Source organism: Neobacillus sp. NPDC093127, assembly GCF_044754175.1.
Lineage (GTDB): Bacteria > Bacillota > Bacilli > Bacillales > Cytobacillaceae > Neobacillus.
This window is the reverse complement of the sequence record NZ_JBIVOP010000009.1, coordinates 120105-136127: the sequence shown is the minus strand read 5'-3', so window position 1 is coordinate 136127 and position 16023 is coordinate 120105. Positions and strand designations below refer to the sequence as shown.

Sequence of the window (16023 nt, the reverse complement as noted above, 5' to 3'; positions counted from 1 at the left end):
TAATTTAATATAATAAAACAATGAGCAACGTAATTCCAGCAACAATCATAAATAAATAGGCAAAAATGGCTGAGATAATACGGAGTACCCCTTTTAGCTTATAGCGGCTTAAATAAATGGTCATAATCGCAAGAAACATAAACCCCATCCCTGCAATCGAAATCCACATTTTCAACATACCAGGTGACAACAAAATCCCCCCCTTATTCCAAAAATTAATTATAACATAGTAATAAAAAAAAACTGAAGTAAAGAGGGGCGAATTCTTTACTTCAGCAATGAGGACTAAATAACCCGTTCTCCAGCGTCATACTACCAGGATGCTTCGTTGCATTGTATGCAATCTAGATAAAAAGCGCATCATTTGAACGCCTAATTTTTTTATATTTTAATCTTCAATATTTCTTTCCTCAAGAACATTTACTAAATCTTCCATTTCATGGGTTTTGCCGCGGGCCATTAACACATCTACCGCGTCCTTTGCGTTTTTCCCATTAAATAAGACATCATAAAGAGCAAAGGTAATCGGCATCTTAACATTATACTTTGAAGCGAGCTGATAGGCGGCTTTTGTTGTCCTTACACCTTCAACCACCATTCCCATACTATCAAGAACCTCGTCAAGCGTTTTACCCTTGCCAAGCATATTTCCTGCTCTCCAGTTCCGCGAATGGACACTTGTACAAGTAACAATTAAGTCGCCAATTCCTGTTAATCCGGAAAATGTTAACGGATTAGCCCCCATTTTTGTCCCAAGTCGAGCTATTTCAGCAAGTCCGCGGGTCATGAGCGCGGCCTTAGCATTATCACCATAGCCAAGCCCATCCGTTATCCCTGCAGCAAGGGCAATAATATTCTTTAATGCACCGCCAATTTCAACTCCGATGACATCGGAATTGGTATAGACGCGAAAATTATGGTTGATAAATAAATCTTGGACTTTTTCAGCGGCTTCCATATTTTCCGAGGTAACCGTTACCGTCGTAGGATGCCTTAAGCTAACTTCTTCCGCATGGCTTGGACCTGAAAGGACGACGACGTCTTTTAACAGTTCTTTTGGCATTTCTTCTTTGATCATTTCTGTAATCCGCAAAAGTGTGTCTGGTTCAATCCCCTTGCTCACATGTGCAATTATGACAGGCCCAGCTTGTACAGCACGCATTTTCCCAAGAACTTCTCGTATCGCCTTAGTAGGAACGGCTAGAATAGCTGTTTCCACACCCATTAAGGCATCACTTAACGAAGCGTAACCAACGATTAATTCCGGCAGATCAATTCCAGGTAAATATTTTTTATTTGAATGAAATTCATTGATTTCCTTCACCTGGTCTTCATTATGGCTCCAAAGACGGACCTCATGGGAATTATCGGCTAACACCATCGCCAGAGCTGTTCCCCAGCTTCCCGCGCCTACAACGGCTATTGCAGTTTTTTTATCCTGCATTACATTACACCCGCCTTATCTTTATTTTCTTTCTCTCGCATAAATTTTAATAGGGGTTCCCTCGAAACCAAACGCGTCCCTAATTCTATTCTCGAGAAAACGCTCATAAGAGAAATGCAGTAATTCAGGTTCATTGACAAAGACAACAAAGACAGGGGGTTTGACCGCTACCTGTGTTGCATAATAAATCTTTAGGCGTTTCCCTTTGTCGCTTGGTGTCGGATTCATCGCTATGGCATCCATTATCACATCATTTAACACACTTGTTTCAACCCTCATCGAATGATTTTCACTTGCTGAATTGATCATTGGAAGCAGGGTATGAATGCGTTTTTTTGTTTTTGCTGATAAAAACACGATTGGAGCATAACTCAAGAATAAGAAATGTTCTCTAATCTTTTGCTCTAACTCTTTCATCGTCTTTTCGTCTTTTTCAATCGCATCCCATTTATTGACCACGATTACAATTGCTCTGCCCGCTTCATGGGCATACCCGGCAATCTTCTTGTCCTGTTCAATGATACCTTCCTCTGCATTGATGACAACTAGAACAACGTCTGAACGTTCAATCGCCCGTAATGCACGGAGGACACTGTATTTCTCCGTACTCTCATATACTTTTCCTTTTTTCCTAATTCCGGCTGTATCGATAATGACATACTTATCGCCATTATATGTATACGGAGAATCGACTGCATCACGAGTGGTGCCAGCAATATCGCTGACGATGACACGCTCTTCACCTAGTATTGCGTTGACAAGGGAAGACTTTCCGACATTTGGCCTTCCTATTAAGGAAAACTTGACTACATCATCAGCATACTCGATGGGCTTGTTTTTTGGAAAGTGTTTGGCAGCCTCGTCCAATAAATCTCCTAGACCAAGTCCGTGTGAACCGGAAACAGGGATTGGCTCACCAAAGCCTAATGAGTAAAAATCATAAATTTGTTCACGCATTTCCGGGTTATCAATTTTATTAACCCCTAATACAATCGGTTTCTTAGACTTATATAAAATTTTTGCTACTTCTTCATCAGCAGCTGTTACCCCTTCTCGTCCATTTGTTAAGAAGATAATCACATCTGCTTCATCAATTGCCACTTCTGCCTGTTGACGAATTTGCTCTAAAAACGGTTCGTCACCAATATCGATTCCACCAGTATCAATGACATTAAAGTCGTGTGTCAACCATTCTCCAGAACTATAAATCCGATCTCTTGTTACTCCTGGAATATCCTCAACAATGGAAATTCGTTCGCCAACAATTCGATTAAAAATCGTTGATTTCCCAACGTTGGGCCGTCCTACAATGGCAATAACAGGTTTAACCATTACACTCGCCATCCCTTCTCTTATATATTACACAAACATATTGTTATGTTAGCATTATTCCATTAAAGTTCTTATTAAGTAAAGAAACCCTTCTTTCATTTAGAAGGGCCTAACTATATTATTTTATCAATGTTATTCCTAACTAGCAATGGAAACCATAATATGAACTGATTTTAAGATGATTTTTGTTTTCCTTTTTCAAAAAAATGGACATGATTTTGGAAAATATAACCTGCGTTTTCTAATAAGCTCCAACCCACCAGCAATGCGGCAATTAAAGAACAAACATCTAAATAAGCAAAAGCCCCGACAGAATAGGGAAATTGAAGCTTATTTAAGATATAGGCATATAAGAACTCCCCTTGCATGGTGCCGCTCACGATAATCAACAAGCGGCCTTTTAACGTTTTTTGCAAGAGAATGGCAAGGTAGCCAAAGCATATCCCCATCATCCATTCCTTCTTAAAGATAACCCAAATTGGATCAAAAATTTCGAACAAATGGAATGTAACATAGGCAATTGACACAATTAATGAACAGATAAAAAAATAAAAGATAGCACCTAGTTTTTCCCGACTGTAAAATACATAAGAAACAACTAATAAAAATATACCACTCGCATGCAATTCCAAACTGTCAATGCTAAAATGATAATTCGATAAAATGATTACGGTTAGAACGATAATCGACATTTTTAAACGATATGTGTTTTGCTTATTTAGGATAAACGTCATATAGACCCAGAACGCCCAGCATATCCAATAAAACATGATCCCTTCCATTCCACACACCTCCTATTATTCACATTATTGGTATTCTTTATGTATTTTCATACTCCCCTGAATAATATTTCCCCTGTGAATCATCTTATAAAGAGGAGGTGTGGATAATGGGAAGAGACCGCCAAGAGAAAAAATTAAAAGCAAGCAGGAGAGTAGAATCCGACCGGGACCAAGCATTACACTATCCTGGTGCAACCAAGCTTTCAAGTCCTGAGGAAGCTCGAGGTTTAAACGACGGTAAAAAATAAATAACACCAAAAAAGCTCTCGCGGGTGCGAGAGCTTTTATTTAATTGAACGCTGGCTATACCGTTTCGTATCTATTCCTCTTTGGTGCAGCCAATGGTATGTATCACCGGATATTACTAACGGAGCATTTTGTAAATCTGATATCGTTTTCGCCCCTAAAGCAGTCATAATCATCGTTAATTCTTTATGGAGGGTTTCGATTTCTTCCTGAAGGGCGGCAATTCCCTTCTCTACAAGAATTCGCAAGAAATATCCTGCAATACCAATCGCATTTGCTCCTAATGCTAACCCCCTGGCAATGTCATATCCAGTGGTAAAACCTCCTGAACCGATAATCGTTACTTGATTAGGAATCGATGCCGCTTCAATGATTGAGACTGGAGTCGAAATGCCCCAATTATTAAAAAACGAGAAAGTCTTCTCACGGCGCTTATTTTCTATTTCTGCAAAATTTGTTCCTCCAGAACCGCCAACATCAACCGCTGTGACACCGACGGAAGAAAGGGTTTCAACAGTTTCCCTCGTCATCCCAAAACCGACTTCTTTGACGATGACTGGAACATCCACCACATTGACAATAGACTCGATTCTATTTAACGCACCAGAAAAATCCCGATCCCCCTCTGGCATGGTTAGTTCTTGAATGACATTCAAATGGATTTGCAGGGCGTTTGCTTCAATCATATCGATAGCCGCTCTCGCATTCTCCGTTGTTGCTTCGCTGCCAATATTAGCGATGATAATACCATTAGGATTCTCTTTTCTAACTATCCCATAAGTATACCTTTCTGCTTTATCCTTTAGAGCAGACATCTGTGAACCTACAGCCATAGCTAACCCGGTATTTTTAGCAGCAATTGCAAGCTCCTTGTTAATCTGAAAGGTTTTTTCACCGCCGCCGCCTGTCATTGCATTGATAAAAATTGGCGAACTTAAATAAAGTCCGCCAATTGAATGGTCTAATCGCACGTCGAATACATTGGTATTCGGCAGGCTATGGTGAAGAAATTTAATATCATCGAAGTCTGTTGCAGCGTCTTGCTTATTTTCAAGAGCGAAGCGGATATGGTCCCATTTTCGTTCTGATCTGGACAAGTAAAATCACCATTATTTTCTTAGATTCTTTAATTTGTCTCCAATAACTTCACCAAGCTGGAAGCCTTTTGATTCTTCAGGAAGCTCATAATCAAGGTTTTCTTCAGCCTCTTTTTCAAGAAGTTCTTTTATGCTTAATGATAACCGTTGATCATTCTCATTAGCATCTAAAACCTTAACTTTAACTTCTTGTCCTTCTTTAAGAACCTCATGCGGTGTTCCAATATGCTTATGAGCAATTTGAGAAATATGAACAAGACCCTCAACACCAGGAAAAACCTCAACAAAGGCACCGTAAGAGACTAATCGTTTCACAGTTCCTTCTAAAATACTTCCTTTCGGTGCTTTTTCGGCAATATTTGTCCATGGTCCAGGAAGTGTTTCCTTTATCGATAAAGAAATTCTTTCGTTATCACGGTCTACACTTAATACTTTAACTTGAACCTGCTGGCCTTCGTGAACAACATCTGATGGCTTATCAACGTGTTCATAGGATAATTGGGAAATATGGACCAGACCGTCGATTCCGCCAATATCAACGAAAGCTCCAAAATCAGTAATTCGTTGAACCCTGCCATCGATTATCTGTCCTGCTTGTAATGCACCTAGACGATTTTGTTTCTGTTTCCCTTTTTCTTCTTCAACAACTGCTCGATGCGAAAGGATTAAGCGGTTCTTTTCTTTATCAAGTTCAACGATTTTAAAGGTAAGATTGGAACCCTTGTAATCGCTGAAATCCTCGACAAAATAGGATTCTACAAGGGAGGCAGGGACAAAACCGCGAACGCCAAGATCAACAACAAGACCACCTTTTACAACGTCTTTTACTTCGGTTTCAAAAACCTCGCCGCTTTGGAACTTTTGTTCTAAGTTCTCCCACGCCTTCTCGGCATCTACTTTTCTTTTTGAAAGAATCAATGCCTCTTCTTCTACTTTTAAAACTTCCAGTTCCAGTTCATCACCTTCATGAACCGCATCTGATGCCTTTTCAATATGAAGGCTTGAAAGCTCACTAATTGGGATAATTCCATCAAGTTTACTGCCTGGAACAGCCACGAGCACCTGTTTCTCTTCTACTTTAGTAACTTGTCCAGTTACTTTGTTCCCAATTTCAAAGCTTTTCACTTCTACTTGATTTAACTCTTCCGACATATGTATTCCTCCTTAATCCATTTACATCTAAATATAATCTATATATGCTTTGATGATGGCCAAGAGCCTTCACCACATATAAAAAACAAAGTTAAAAAAAGAATATTCGAAAAAAGTCTCTTTTTAATAACTTCTTACAAATAGGCTCTTTTGTCAAGCAGAAGCTATTGATGCTCTTTTATTAGTTTTGCAATTTCAGACATAATTAATTCAGTAACCTGTTCCGCGGATGCCTTGGTTCTTCTCATTTCTTCCATTGCTATCGGTTTTCCGTATACTACCCTTAACTTATGTAAGGCTTTATACGGTCCGATAACGGCACAAGGAACCACCAATGCATCTGTTCGTAATGCGAAAAATCCTGCTCCTGAAAGTCCTTTACCTAACTCCCCGGTCTTACTTCTTGTCCCCTCCGGGAAAAGTCCAAAAACGTGGCCATCTTTTAAAACTTTCAATCCAGACCTAAGTGCCTCACGATCCCCAAATCCCCTTTTTACTGGGAAAGCATTACATTTTCTAACGATTTCTCCCAACACTGGGACCCGAAAAATCTCTTCTTTCGCCATATAGTGAACAGGCCTAGGTGCCATAATTCCCACAATTATCGGATCAAAATTATTGATATGATTGGAACAAAGAAGAACTCCGCCCTCTTTCGGGAAATTTTCAACGCCAATTGCCTCAACTCTGTACCATGGTTTAAAAATCCCATAAACAACCGATTTTGCAAACCCGTAAAACGTCACCCTAATCCAATCCTTTCTTGTACAATTGCCATTATTTTTTCTACAACATCAGGAATGGTTAAAGAGGTTGTATCGATTTCAATTGCATCATCGGCCTTTTTCAAAGGAGCTATCTCTCTCTCTGAATCGATTTTATCTCTTTGTGCAATTTCTTCTTTTAATTTATTTAGGTCGGACGGGAAGCCCTTTTGTACATTTTCAGTATGACGGCGGACGGCTCTTTCATCAACACTGGCAAGTAAAAAGATTTTTACTTCTGCACCTGGCAGGACATGCGTTCCGATATCACGTCCGTCCATTACAACACCGCCTTCTGTGGCAAATGCTTGCTGCCTTCGGACCATTTCTTTGCGAATCAACAGATGCTTTGCGACATACGATACAGAATTGGTTACTTTTGAAGAACGAATCTCATGTGTTACATCCTTATTATCAAGAAATACTAATTGACCATTATTAGAGGGAAGTAATTTAATTTCAGTTGATAATAATGTATCAAATAAAGAAGCTTCCTCTTCCAAGTTAAGCTCGTTAACGATTGCTTTATATGTTAATGCCCGGTACATTGCACCCGTATCGATATAAATGTAGGAAAGCTTTTCTGCGACAATTTTTGCTACTGTGCTCTTTCCGGCCGCAGCAGGGCCGTCAATTGCAATTGATAATTTCTTTTCCATAAATCCTCCTAAATACAATTATGATAGTCTCCTTTGTTGTCTTCTATATATTTTACCATAAGATATCGAAAAGCTTCTTTTTTAAATTCAAAAAAATAAAGCAGAATCACCTGCTTTATTTTCCCTGAAAAGTTTGGAGAATTTCTGTAAAAGTATTTTCATTGACTCCTTCGTATTTAGTCAATTGTTTTATTTGCGGGAGAATATCGAGTTGATGAAAAATTAGCTGCGAAAAAAATAAAAAAATAAATTGGATGATAATAACCTTGATTAAAAGACTTTCAATCCGTTTCATAGCATTCACTCCAACATCAATATATCCATATTATTGGGGCCATTGATTTTTTTTATTCCTCGCATGAATTGTAATAGCGAAGAAATAGGAAAAGGAAAAGCAGCTGCTTTTCCTACAGAACATCATTGTATATTGCCTCGGCATTTTTCAGTTTTTCAACCTCTTCTTCAATGCCATTAGTGGCATTTATAAAGATTCGGTAGGTGTCATTTCCAATTGTTCCAAGGAATTCGTAACAGAGTACCTCCTCATTCAGATCATTGACAATATATGCTTGCCGGTCCTCCATTACTTTAAAGTTCGGATTTACCTTGCTGCGAGCCTGCTCAACAGAAAGGGCGGGTTTTTCAATTTTTCTAGTTTGGAATGATTTTAAATACTCTTCCGCTGATAGGCCGACAATATCTCCATTATCCAGTGCCACTTTCACTTTTACAGCTTCAGTATAAATTCTAACCCCATTAATATTCGTAACAAAGTTGAAAACACCGATATTATCATATTGTGTACTTTCAAACACTTCTAAATTTTTTAAGCCTGTTTCTTTTAAGAAAGCTGCTGCCTTATTATCAGCTTCATTTAGACTGAGAACTTGTTTTTTGATATCCCGGTTATTAATAAACCAAATCGGATGGCCAGCCTTTTTGGTAATATCCATGCTTGCTTCTTGAGCAGTTTGTTTATTTTTTATTGATACACTATAAAAACCGTAATCTGCGCCTTTTCCATTTTCGGTTACTTTTACCTTCGCATTACCATTAAACTTCATATAATTTTTAGCAATCTTGATTGCTTCTTGACGGGAAATGGTTTTTCCTTTTATCTTTTTGAAATTTTCATCCTTCTTTTGCATGTTAGCAAAGGTTGGCCCCTGGTCTGATTCTTCATACCCGGTTACTGTTTTTTCAACCGTTTTGAAGCCGTCAATGATGGTATTGTCGGTTGATTCTTTTCCTGATGCAAGCGCAAGCTCAACATCCATCCAGCGCAGATTATTTTTCAGAACCATATGCTGCACATTTCTAAGCTCGCTTTGGATATCACCTGACTGTTTATAGAGAGTCTGTAATGTGTTATATTCATGCGTTGATAAAGGTTCCTTTTCCAAATCCCTGACAGCCGTTCGATAACTGAAATTTCCAATATTCGCGAGAAATTCTTCCGTCTTGTTAAATGGTAATAGTGTTAATGGCAGCTGCCCAACGTCACCATGTGCCTGCGAGGTTAGTCTCCACACCTCAACTAATGATGGAGATAACGAATGTCTGGAGTTCATGGCAAGCGTTGTTCCAATTTTATCGTGTAATAAATCCATTCGGTAGGAAAGATTATGAAACGCCCGTTGATAATTGTTTTCTGCATTTAATAGAACAGCGTTTTTCTCCTGATGTTCTTGATAGCCCCAATAGGCTGTTCCCGCGACACCCGCTGCTAGAATACCAATTAATATGCCTCTAATCAATTCTATTCACCTCTCTACTTGCAAAAAATATGCTGCCCAATTCGTTTTATTTGCGGTCTTCCCCATATCCACCCGCTAGTGGCTGTATCTGGATTAAAATAATAAAGGGCCGCACCAGTTGGATCCCAGCCATTTATCGCATCCAAAACCGCTTTCTTTGAAGTTTCATTTGGTGTCAGCCAAATTTGCCCATCAGCTACAGCAGTGAACGCTCCCGGCTCAAAGATGACACCAGACACTGTGTTCGGAAACGATGCACTATTCACTCGGTTCAGGATAACTGCCGCAACAGCAACTTGACCGATATATGGTTCACCTCTTGATTCTCCGTGAACAGCATTCGCCATTAGGCGGATATCATTTTGTGAATAGCCATTTGGAACGTTAGCTGCAGTGGGTTTTTTCGGCGCTGCTTGCTTCACAGGTGCTTTAGCTGCTGGTGTTTTGGCTGCCGGTGCTTTAGCTGCTGGCGCTTTGGCTGCCGGTGCTTTGTTACCGGGAGCACTTTGCTTGCTTTGGTCAACACCCCCGTAATGGGTAAATTTTTTCCCGGAATTGATTTGTTTTTTTACAAACTGCTCGTTGTATTTGCTGGCTTTGGTCAATTTTGCCTTTGTTCCTGTCCCAGCCAATCCATCAATTGGCAGCCCAAATTCATATTGGAAGTTCCTTAACGCCCAATACGTACTCCAACCAAAAACTCCATCAATTTTCCCATTATAGTAGCCAATATATTGAAGCCTGGATTGCAGTTCAATGACATCGTCGCCAACAGCTCCTTTTTGGATTACCTGTTTGGAAAAAGCATGAACCTCATTATTTTCCAAACAGGACAATGGCACTATAAGAAAAAAAGATACGATAAAGAATTTTTTTAGGATTTTTTTCTTTAACATAGAATAATAACCCCCATTGTAAATCTTTTTAGCAGTAACCCTATTTTTTGTTAGATTGGTGTTTTTATTCCAAAAAAGTAGAAGAATTCAAAAAACCCTTCATCAGGAATGAAGGGTTTTTTGAACGGGATATTGTTTTTTAAAATGATTGGCGCTCAATATTTTCGCTTTTTTGACCTTTCTTAAGCCAAACCACCAAAGGAAAATCATAAATGGAAAAATAATAAACACCCAATGTTCAAGTGATATCAAAATAAAATCATAGGATCCATGCAGAAGAAATGGCAAAAGCAGCGAAAGGATGACCCATTTAGCTTTATGCCCTTCGGTAAACTTTGCTTTCCCAATATAAAAGCCCATAATAACCCCAAACAAGGCATGGCTAGAAACAGGTAATAACGCACGCGACATTGCATGCTCAATCCCATTCGCCAGTAAATAAAAAATATTTTCAATCGTAGCAAAACCAAGGGAAACAGCCACGCCATAGACAATGCCATCAAATGGTTCATCGAATTCAACATGCTGGTAAACCGCATAAAACAGGATAAACCATTTAAAAAATTCTTCTAGAAGACTTGAGCTAAGAAAAGCATCGATAAGATGAGATTTAACCAAATGCTCTGATTCAAGGACATGCTGGATAAACATGATTGGAAACACCAACAAAGCTCCGTATAAAAAGGTTCGAAGAACAAAGGGAACTGGCTCTGGCTCATATTCATCTTTTAAATAAAAATAACTCAGTAAGGCCAGACCGGGGGCAACACCGGCTGATAAAATTCCCAGCATGATGAACCTCTTTTCAAATCGATTTTCTTCATCGTATCATGTATCCAAAATAAATTAAATAAAAGATTTCTTCCACATTGGTAACTCATATATTCTCTGAGTTAAAAATGAATATGCTTTATGCCGCTGGCAATCGCGACCGCTAATTTGATTCGTGCCTTTTTAGAGTCATTGTCGCTGCCAAGGATTACCCCTTTGTTATAAAGATCATAGGCACTGCCATCATAATCATAGGTTGTGTAAACAGAACCCTCTTCTGCACTTGTGGTGATGACCAGTTTAATCCCTGCCTCCATTGCCTTTTCGATTTCTTCCATCATCATTGGAGCCACCTGGCCACGCCCCACACCTTCGAGGACAATCCCGGCAACACCTGCCTCACGGGCAGCCCTAATAAATTTCCCATCTGCCCCAATGTAGCACTTGATGATTTCGACTTGTGGAATTGGTGATTGAATGTCAAAAAATTCTCTTTTAATTGGTTTCTGAAAGATATCGACCTGATCATTATCAATAATACCGAGATAGCCAAAGCCAAACACGTTAAATCCTTGAATATTAGAAGCATGTTCTTTTTTCACATACCTTGCCGCAAATATTCGTTCATTAAAAACGACAACGGCCCCGGCATTATGTAAATCGCTTGAACATGCTGCATAAATAGCGTGCCGCAAATTAATATAGACGTCGCTTCCCAAATCCTCGGGGGAGCGCTGTGAGCCTGTTACAACCACTGGCCTGTGGTCATTGATTGTTAAATCAAGAAAATAGGCTGTTTCCTCCATAGTATCTGTTCCGTGAGTAACCACTACACCGGAAACTTCATTATCCTTAAAATAGGCTTCAATTTTATTTTTTAGGACCACTAAATCTTCAAAAGTAATATGGATACTAGCTTTTTGAAAGACTGACTCTACAATCACTTCCATGTCTTTCGGTAAATTACACATTGCCGCCAGTTCTTCACCCGTTAACGCACCGGAAGCTAATTTACCTGAATCCTTATTTGGTTTGCTCGCTATTGTACCGCCTGTTGTTAATAAAACAACCTTTTTCATTAACTATCACCCTTTGGCTTCTTTGTCTATAATGGAGCGGGCAATTTGTCCGCCATGGAACCTGCCATTTTCAATAAAAATTTCATTAGCATTATTTCCTGCTGCAAGAACACCCGCGATATAAATACCATCTATATTCGTTTCCATTGTTTCTGGATTAAAAAGCGGTCTTCCTGATTCCAAATCAATTTTCACACCCATTGTTTTTAAAAATTGATGGTCTGGATGGTAGCCTATCATCGCAAACACAAAATCATTTGTAATCTCCTTATCTTCTCCATCCTTACGATAAATGACCTGATTCTCGGTTATTTCTTTCACCTCAGCATTAAATTCCATTAAAATTGTGCCAGCACGTACTAAAGCTTCGAATTCAGGCAGAATCCAAGGTTTAATGCTAGGGGAGTATTCTTTTCCGCGATACAAAACAGTTACGCGTGCCCCCGCCTTCACAAGCTCAAGAGCGGCATCAACACTTGAGTTTTTCCCGCCAATGACACAGACATCTTTATCAAAATAAGGATGGGCCTCTTTGAAATAATGAAAAACCTTTGGCAGGTCTTCACCAGGCACATTCAAATAATTCGGGTGATCATAATAACCTGTTGCGATAACTACATAGCGAGCACAATAGGTATGTTTATTCGTATCGATTTGAAATAAATCATCCAGCTTAGATACTTTTGTGACTCTTTCAAAACCGTTAATACGCAGCTGTTTTCGTTTAGCTACCTCTCGATAATAGACGAGAGCCTGATTTCTTTTAGGCTTATAGCTATCTGTTATAAATGGCACTTCGCCAATTTCTAACTTTTCACTTGTACTAAAAAATGTTTGATGTGTCGGATAATGATAAATTGAATTTACCAGATTACCTTTTTCAATTATTAAAGGCCTTTTCCCCATTTCTTGTAATGAAATTGCCGCTGCTAAACCACAGGGCCCTCCTCCAACAATGATGATATCTTCTATTTGCATAATCATTACGCTCCTTAAAAAACAATCAAAAAACTCCTATCGTCTATGATAGGAGTTTTTTTGCAATATTTCAATGTATTAACTTAAATCCAGCCTCTAAAACGGCTCGCCTCAGCCATTTTTCTTACACCGACCATATAGGCGGCTAAGCGCATATCGACACGGCGTGTTTGGGCAGTGTCATAAATATTTTTGAAAGATTTAACCAATATTTTTTCAAGCTTTTCTTCTACTTCTTCCTCAGACCAATAGTAACCTTGGTTATTTTGTACCCATTCAAAATAAGAAACAGTTACACCACCAGCTGATGCCAGTACATCAGGTACAAGTAAAATACCGCGCTCTGTTAAAATCTCTGTGGCTTCTAATGTCGTTGGACCATTTGCGGCTTCAACTACGATTGTCGCGCGAATGTTATGAGCATTTTCGGCTGTAATTTGATTTTCAATGGCAGCAGGAACAAGGATATCACAATCGAGTTCAAGCAGTTCTTTGTTTGTAATCGTGTTATTAAACAATTTAGTGACTGTTCCAAAGCTGTCACGTCTATCTAAAAGATAATCAATATCTAAACCGTCTTTATCGTACAACGCACCGTAGGCATCAGAAATACCAATAACTTTTGCCCCTGCATCATGCATGAATTTGGACAAAAAGCTGCCCGCATTACCGAAACCTTGAACAACAACCCTTGCACCCTCAATTTGAATGCCCTTCTTTTTAGCTGCTTCGCGGATACAGATTGTTACACCTTTTGCAGTTGCCGATTCGCGCCCATGCGAACCGCCAAGTACAAGCGGTTTACCAGTAATAAATCCTGGAGAATTGAATTCATCAATTCGGCTATATTCATCCATCATCCAAGCCATAATTTGCGAATTTGTAAAAACGTCTGGTGCAGGAATATCTTTCGTTGGCCCAACAATTTGGCTGATTGCCCTTACATATCCACGGCTTAATCTTTCAAGCTCCCTAAAGGACATATCACGCGGATCACAAATGATACCGCCCTTACCACCGCCGTATGGAAGATCAACAATTCCGCATTTCAAGCTCATCCAAATGGAAAGTGCCTTCACTTCTGTTTCAGTCACACCCGGATGAAAACGAATTCCACCCTTTGTCGGTCCTACTGCATCATTATGCTGTGCACGGTATCCCGTAAATATTTTTGTCGATCCGTCATCCATTTTAACTGGAATTTTCACTGTCATCATACGTAACGGCTCTTTCAAGAGCTCGTATACTTCTTCAGGATAACCTAACTTCTCAAGCGCTTTATGAATAACTGTTTGTGTTGATTTCAACACATCATTTTTTTCCACTTGATTAGTCTTTTCTGTACCATTTTCGGCTACCATTTGTAATCCTCCTAAGAAATCTCTTTTACGAATGTTGTCCGCTTTCAGTCACAAGTATACACGTTTAATTGATTTATGCAAGAAGAAAAACACACATTTCAATATTTTAAAGAGCGGATATGTAAACGCTGCCAACATTATTCAAACAGGAATTTTAAAGCAGCATTGCCAATTCGAATTCTTCTTTTCTCAACAAACAAAAAGGGGCGGCGGACCCCTTCGAAAAATATTTATCCTCGATAACGCTTATTTAAAATACTGTAGAATTGTTTCCACCGCTTTATTTTTAATAATTGCTTTACCGTATTCTGCTAACACGAACGGGCTAATAATGGAGGGATAGCCGTATTCTGATAAAATGCAAGCCGCCTTTTCTTTATTTACCGTTTCTGCTTTATCCATCAAAAGGTAATAGTGATTACGCATAAAATAGAGGCTGCCGCCAAATATATCTACCCTGGACAGTCTTTTTGAAACACTAATTATATCCTCAAATTCTTCAAACTCATATAATAGGTCCTCACAGCCTTCAAGCCGTACCTGCATTTCAATAAAACCATCATATAACAACTCTTCGTCATCTTTTGCTTCATCAACGGTAATAATCAAAATCATACCTTGGGCCTGTAGGGAAAATATTTCAACTGCAACAGAACCCTGTATGTCAACATCAAATTCTTCACTCGCCTCTTCGAGCATATCATGAAAGAGCTGATTCCATTTGCTTGAATCCTTCCAAATATCATCTTTGGAAAGTCCCCTTTCAAACAAATCATCAGAAGTTAAAAAAATTTTTATTTTATTGGCCGTTAAGCGTTCTAAGCGCATGCTTTTGCCCCCTGCCGTGACATAAACTTGTTTTCAGTGTATGCCTTAGGGTTCTAATGGTGAATTGTCTACATCAATCATAACCGGTCCTTACCTTTTCTTAGCGTAATAAGATGGGTTTCTGCAGGTGCTCCTAACCTTAAAGGAAGGGACGTTGTTCCATAGCCGTTACTAATTAACAGAACCGTATTCCTGAGTTTTTTTATACAGCCTCGTTTTTGAGGACTATACCCGAAGATATGGATTTGTCCCCCATGCGTATGTCCAGATAACACGAGTCGGATCTCATGTTCGGGATGGATTTTTTTAGTAATACTTGGATAATGGCTTGCTAAAATTTTGAAGCTCCCAGCTTCTGCATCTAATAGTGCCAAATCAAGCCGATCCCGGTTCTGATTCAAGTCATCTACTCCGAGTAAAGATAACTTCTCACCCTGTTCTGATTCAAAGGTAACGGCTGTATTATCTAACACCTTTATCCCAGTCTCGAGAAGGATGGCATCCAATTGATGATAATCAACTTCATAATCATTATTACCCCAAACAAAGTAAACGGGGCCAATTTGCTTTAATTTCAACAGGTTGGCTTTAACACGTTCAAAGGGTACACCCTTTTCCGTGAGATCCCCTCCGATGACGACGATATCAGCCTTCTCTTTAACGCCATTAATAATTTTGTCCGAAATGGTCCGCCTGTGAATATCCGATATAAAAAAGAGCGAAACACTACCAAATGTGTCTGGGAAGTCTGAAAAAAATAATTCGTGTTTCGTTACATCGTTTAAAAATGCTTCTCGAAGCATATATAAGAGCAGGCTTCCGCCAATAATAAACAGGACAATAAAAAGAACAACCATTTTCTCTTTTCCCCATTTCC

The 16023-nt window shown here is 39.1% G+C and carries 18 protein-coding genes; 1 reads left to right on the top strand and 17 read right to left on the bottom strand.

Annotated features, from left to right (window positions below):
* Positions 1–4: 4 nt before the first annotated feature.
* From ACIQCO_RS14355 to ACIQCO_RS14340, 4 genes are all read right to left on the bottom strand, one after another.
* Positions 5–190: a DUF2768 domain-containing protein gene (locus ACIQCO_RS14355; protein WP_400429655.1), complete on the bottom strand. Its 186-nt coding sequence runs from the start codon at positions 188–190 to the stop codon at positions 5–7.
* Between the two features lie 198 nt (positions 191–388).
* Positions 389–1444 carry an NAD(P)H-dependent glycerol-3-phosphate dehydrogenase gene (locus ACIQCO_RS14350; protein WP_400429653.1) on the bottom strand — a complete coding sequence of 352 codons (1056 nt, stop codon included), beginning with the start codon at positions 1442–1444 and terminating at the stop codon, positions 389–391.
* Between the two features lie 21 nt (positions 1445–1465).
* Complete coding sequence (der, locus tag ACIQCO_RS14345; protein ID WP_400429650.1) at positions 1466–2776, bottom strand: ribosome biogenesis GTPase Der; 1311 nt, start codon at positions 2774–2776, stop codon at positions 1466–1468.
* 173 nt (positions 2777–2949) lie between these two features.
* Positions 2950–3558 carry a YphA family membrane protein gene (locus tag ACIQCO_RS14340; RefSeq protein WP_400429647.1) on the bottom strand — a complete coding sequence of 203 codons (609 nt, stop codon included), beginning with the start codon at positions 3556–3558 and terminating at the stop codon, positions 2950–2952.
* 107 nt (positions 3559–3665) lie between these two features.
* Here ACIQCO_RS14340 and ACIQCO_RS14335 point away from each other — a divergent pair, with 107 nt between their 5' ends.
* Positions 3666–3806: a YpzI family protein gene (locus tag ACIQCO_RS14335; RefSeq protein WP_149870810.1), complete on the top strand. Its 141-nt coding sequence runs from the start codon at positions 3666–3668 to the stop codon at positions 3804–3806.
* 36 nt (positions 3807–3842) lie between these two features.
* On the opposite strand, the gene fni is transcribed toward ACIQCO_RS14335, so the two are convergent.
* From fni to ACIQCO_RS14270, 13 genes are all read right to left on the bottom strand, one after another.
* Complete coding sequence (gene fni, locus ACIQCO_RS14330; protein WP_400429643.1) at positions 3843–4901, bottom strand: type 2 isopentenyl-diphosphate Delta-isomerase; 1059 nt, start codon at positions 4899–4901, stop codon at positions 3843–3845.
* A 12-nt stretch (positions 4902–4913) separates the two neighbouring features.
* Positions 4914–6053 (bottom strand): 30S ribosomal protein S1, encoded by a 1140-nt coding sequence (gene rpsA, locus ACIQCO_RS14325; RefSeq protein WP_400429640.1) that lies wholly within the window; start codon positions 6051–6053, stop codon positions 4914–4916.
* 164 nt (positions 6054–6217) lie between these two features.
* Positions 6218–6799, bottom strand: a complete 582-nt coding sequence (locus ACIQCO_RS14320; protein ID WP_400429638.1) for a lysophospholipid acyltransferase family protein — start codon at positions 6797–6799, stop codon at positions 6218–6220.
* On the bottom strand, positions 6796–7476 hold the full coding sequence (gene cmk / locus ACIQCO_RS14315; protein WP_400429635.1) for a (d)CMP kinase: 681 nt from the start codon (positions 7474–7476) through the stop codon (positions 6796–6798). The genes ACIQCO_RS14320 and cmk overlap by 4 nt, the downstream gene beginning before the upstream one ends.
* A 115-nt stretch (positions 7477–7591) precedes the next feature.
* Positions 7592–7771 carry a DUF5359 family protein gene (locus ACIQCO_RS14310; RefSeq protein WP_400429632.1) on the bottom strand — a complete coding sequence of 60 codons (180 nt, stop codon included), beginning with the start codon at positions 7769–7771 and terminating at the stop codon, positions 7592–7594.
* Positions 7772–7883: 112 nt separating this feature from the next.
* Complete coding sequence (gene ypeB / locus ACIQCO_RS14305; RefSeq protein ID WP_400429629.1) at positions 7884–9233, bottom strand: germination protein YpeB; 1350 nt, start codon at positions 9231–9233, stop codon at positions 7884–7886.
* Positions 9234–9247: 14 nt separating this feature from the next.
* Entirely contained in the window at positions 9248–10129 is an 882-nt protein-coding gene (gene sleB, locus ACIQCO_RS14300) for a spore cortex-lytic enzyme (protein WP_400429624.1), read from the bottom strand.
* A 102-nt stretch (positions 10130–10231) separates the two neighbouring features.
* Positions 10232–10921: a glutamic-type intramembrane protease PrsW gene (prsW, locus tag ACIQCO_RS14295; RefSeq protein WP_400429620.1), complete on the bottom strand. Its 690-nt coding sequence runs from the start codon at positions 10919–10921 to the stop codon at positions 10232–10234.
* A gap of 101 nt (positions 10922–11022) precedes the next feature.
* On the bottom strand, positions 11023–11979 hold the full coding sequence (locus ACIQCO_RS14290; RefSeq protein ID WP_400429617.1) for an asparaginase: 957 nt from the start codon (positions 11977–11979) through the stop codon (positions 11023–11025).
* A 6-nt stretch (positions 11980–11985) separates the two neighbouring features.
* Positions 11986–12957: a YpdA family putative bacillithiol disulfide reductase gene (locus tag ACIQCO_RS14285; protein ID WP_400429614.1), complete on the bottom strand. Its 972-nt coding sequence runs from the start codon at positions 12955–12957 to the stop codon at positions 11986–11988.
* Positions 12958–13040: 83 nt separating this feature from the next.
* Positions 13041–14318 carry a Glu/Leu/Phe/Val family dehydrogenase gene (locus tag ACIQCO_RS14280; RefSeq protein WP_400429611.1) on the bottom strand — a complete coding sequence of 426 codons (1278 nt, stop codon included), beginning with the start codon at positions 14316–14318 and terminating at the stop codon, positions 13041–13043.
* A gap of 246 nt (positions 14319–14564) precedes the next feature.
* Positions 14565–15146: a genetic competence negative regulator gene (locus ACIQCO_RS14275; RefSeq protein ID WP_400429608.1), complete on the bottom strand. Its 582-nt coding sequence runs from the start codon at positions 15144–15146 to the stop codon at positions 14565–14567.
* Positions 15147–15223: 77 nt separating this feature from the next.
* On the bottom strand, positions 15224–16003 hold the full coding sequence (locus tag ACIQCO_RS14270) for a metallophosphoesterase (RefSeq protein WP_400429605.1): 780 nt from the start codon (positions 16001–16003) through the stop codon (positions 15224–15226).
* Between the last annotated feature and the right edge of the window lie 20 nt (positions 16004–16023).

Excerpts from the sequence above, each read along its gene's own strand:
- ACIQCO_RS14350 (WP_400429653.1), bottom strand. The coding sequence starts at position 1,444 with ATGCAGGATAAAAAAACTGCAATAGCCGTTGTAGGCGCGGGAAGCTGG.
- der (WP_400429650.1), bottom strand. The coding sequence starts at position 2,776 with ATGGTTAAACCTGTTATTGCCATTGTAGGACGGCCCAACGTTGGGAAA.
- ACIQCO_RS14340 (WP_400429647.1), bottom strand. The coding sequence starts at position 3,558 with ATGGAAGGGATCATGTTTTATTGGATATGCTGGGCGTTCTGGGTCTAT.
- ACIQCO_RS14335 (WP_149870810.1), top strand. The coding sequence starts at position 3,666 with ATGGGAAGAGACCGCCAAGAGAAAAAATTAAAAGCAAGCAGGAGAGTA.
- rpsA (WP_400429640.1), bottom strand. The coding sequence starts at position 6,053 with ATGTCGGAAGAGTTAAATCAAGTAGAAGTGAAAAGCTTTGAAATTGGG.
- cmk (WP_400429635.1), bottom strand. The coding sequence starts at position 7,476 with ATGGAAAAGAAATTATCAATTGCAATTGACGGCCCTGCTGCGGCCGGA.
- ACIQCO_RS14310 (WP_400429632.1), bottom strand. The coding sequence starts at position 7,771 with ATGAAACGGATTGAAAGTCTTTTAATCAAGGTTATTATCATCCAATTT.
- sleB (WP_400429624.1), bottom strand. The coding sequence starts at position 10,129 with ATGTTAAAGAAAAAAATCCTAAAAAAATTCTTTATCGTATCTTTTTTT.
- prsW (WP_400429620.1), bottom strand. The coding sequence starts at position 10,921 with ATGCTGGGAATTTTATCAGCCGGTGTTGCCCCCGGTCTGGCCTTACTG.
- ACIQCO_RS14290 (WP_400429617.1), bottom strand. The coding sequence starts at position 11,979 with ATGAAAAAGGTTGTTTTATTAACAACAGGCGGTACAATAGCGAGCAAA.
- ACIQCO_RS14285 (WP_400429614.1), bottom strand. The coding sequence starts at position 12,957 with ATGCAAATAGAAGATATCATCATTGTTGGAGGAGGGCCCTGTGGTTTA.
- ACIQCO_RS14280 (WP_400429611.1), bottom strand. The coding sequence starts at position 14,318 with ATGGTAGCCGAAAATGGTACAGAAAAGACTAATCAAGTGGAAAAAAAT.
- ACIQCO_RS14275 (WP_400429608.1), bottom strand. The coding sequence starts at position 15,146 with ATGCGCTTAGAACGCTTAACGGCCAATAAAATAAAAATTTTTTTAACT.
- ACIQCO_RS14270 (WP_400429605.1), bottom strand. The coding sequence starts at position 16,003 with ATGGTTGTTCTTTTTATTGTCCTGTTTATTATTGGCGGAAGCCTGCTC.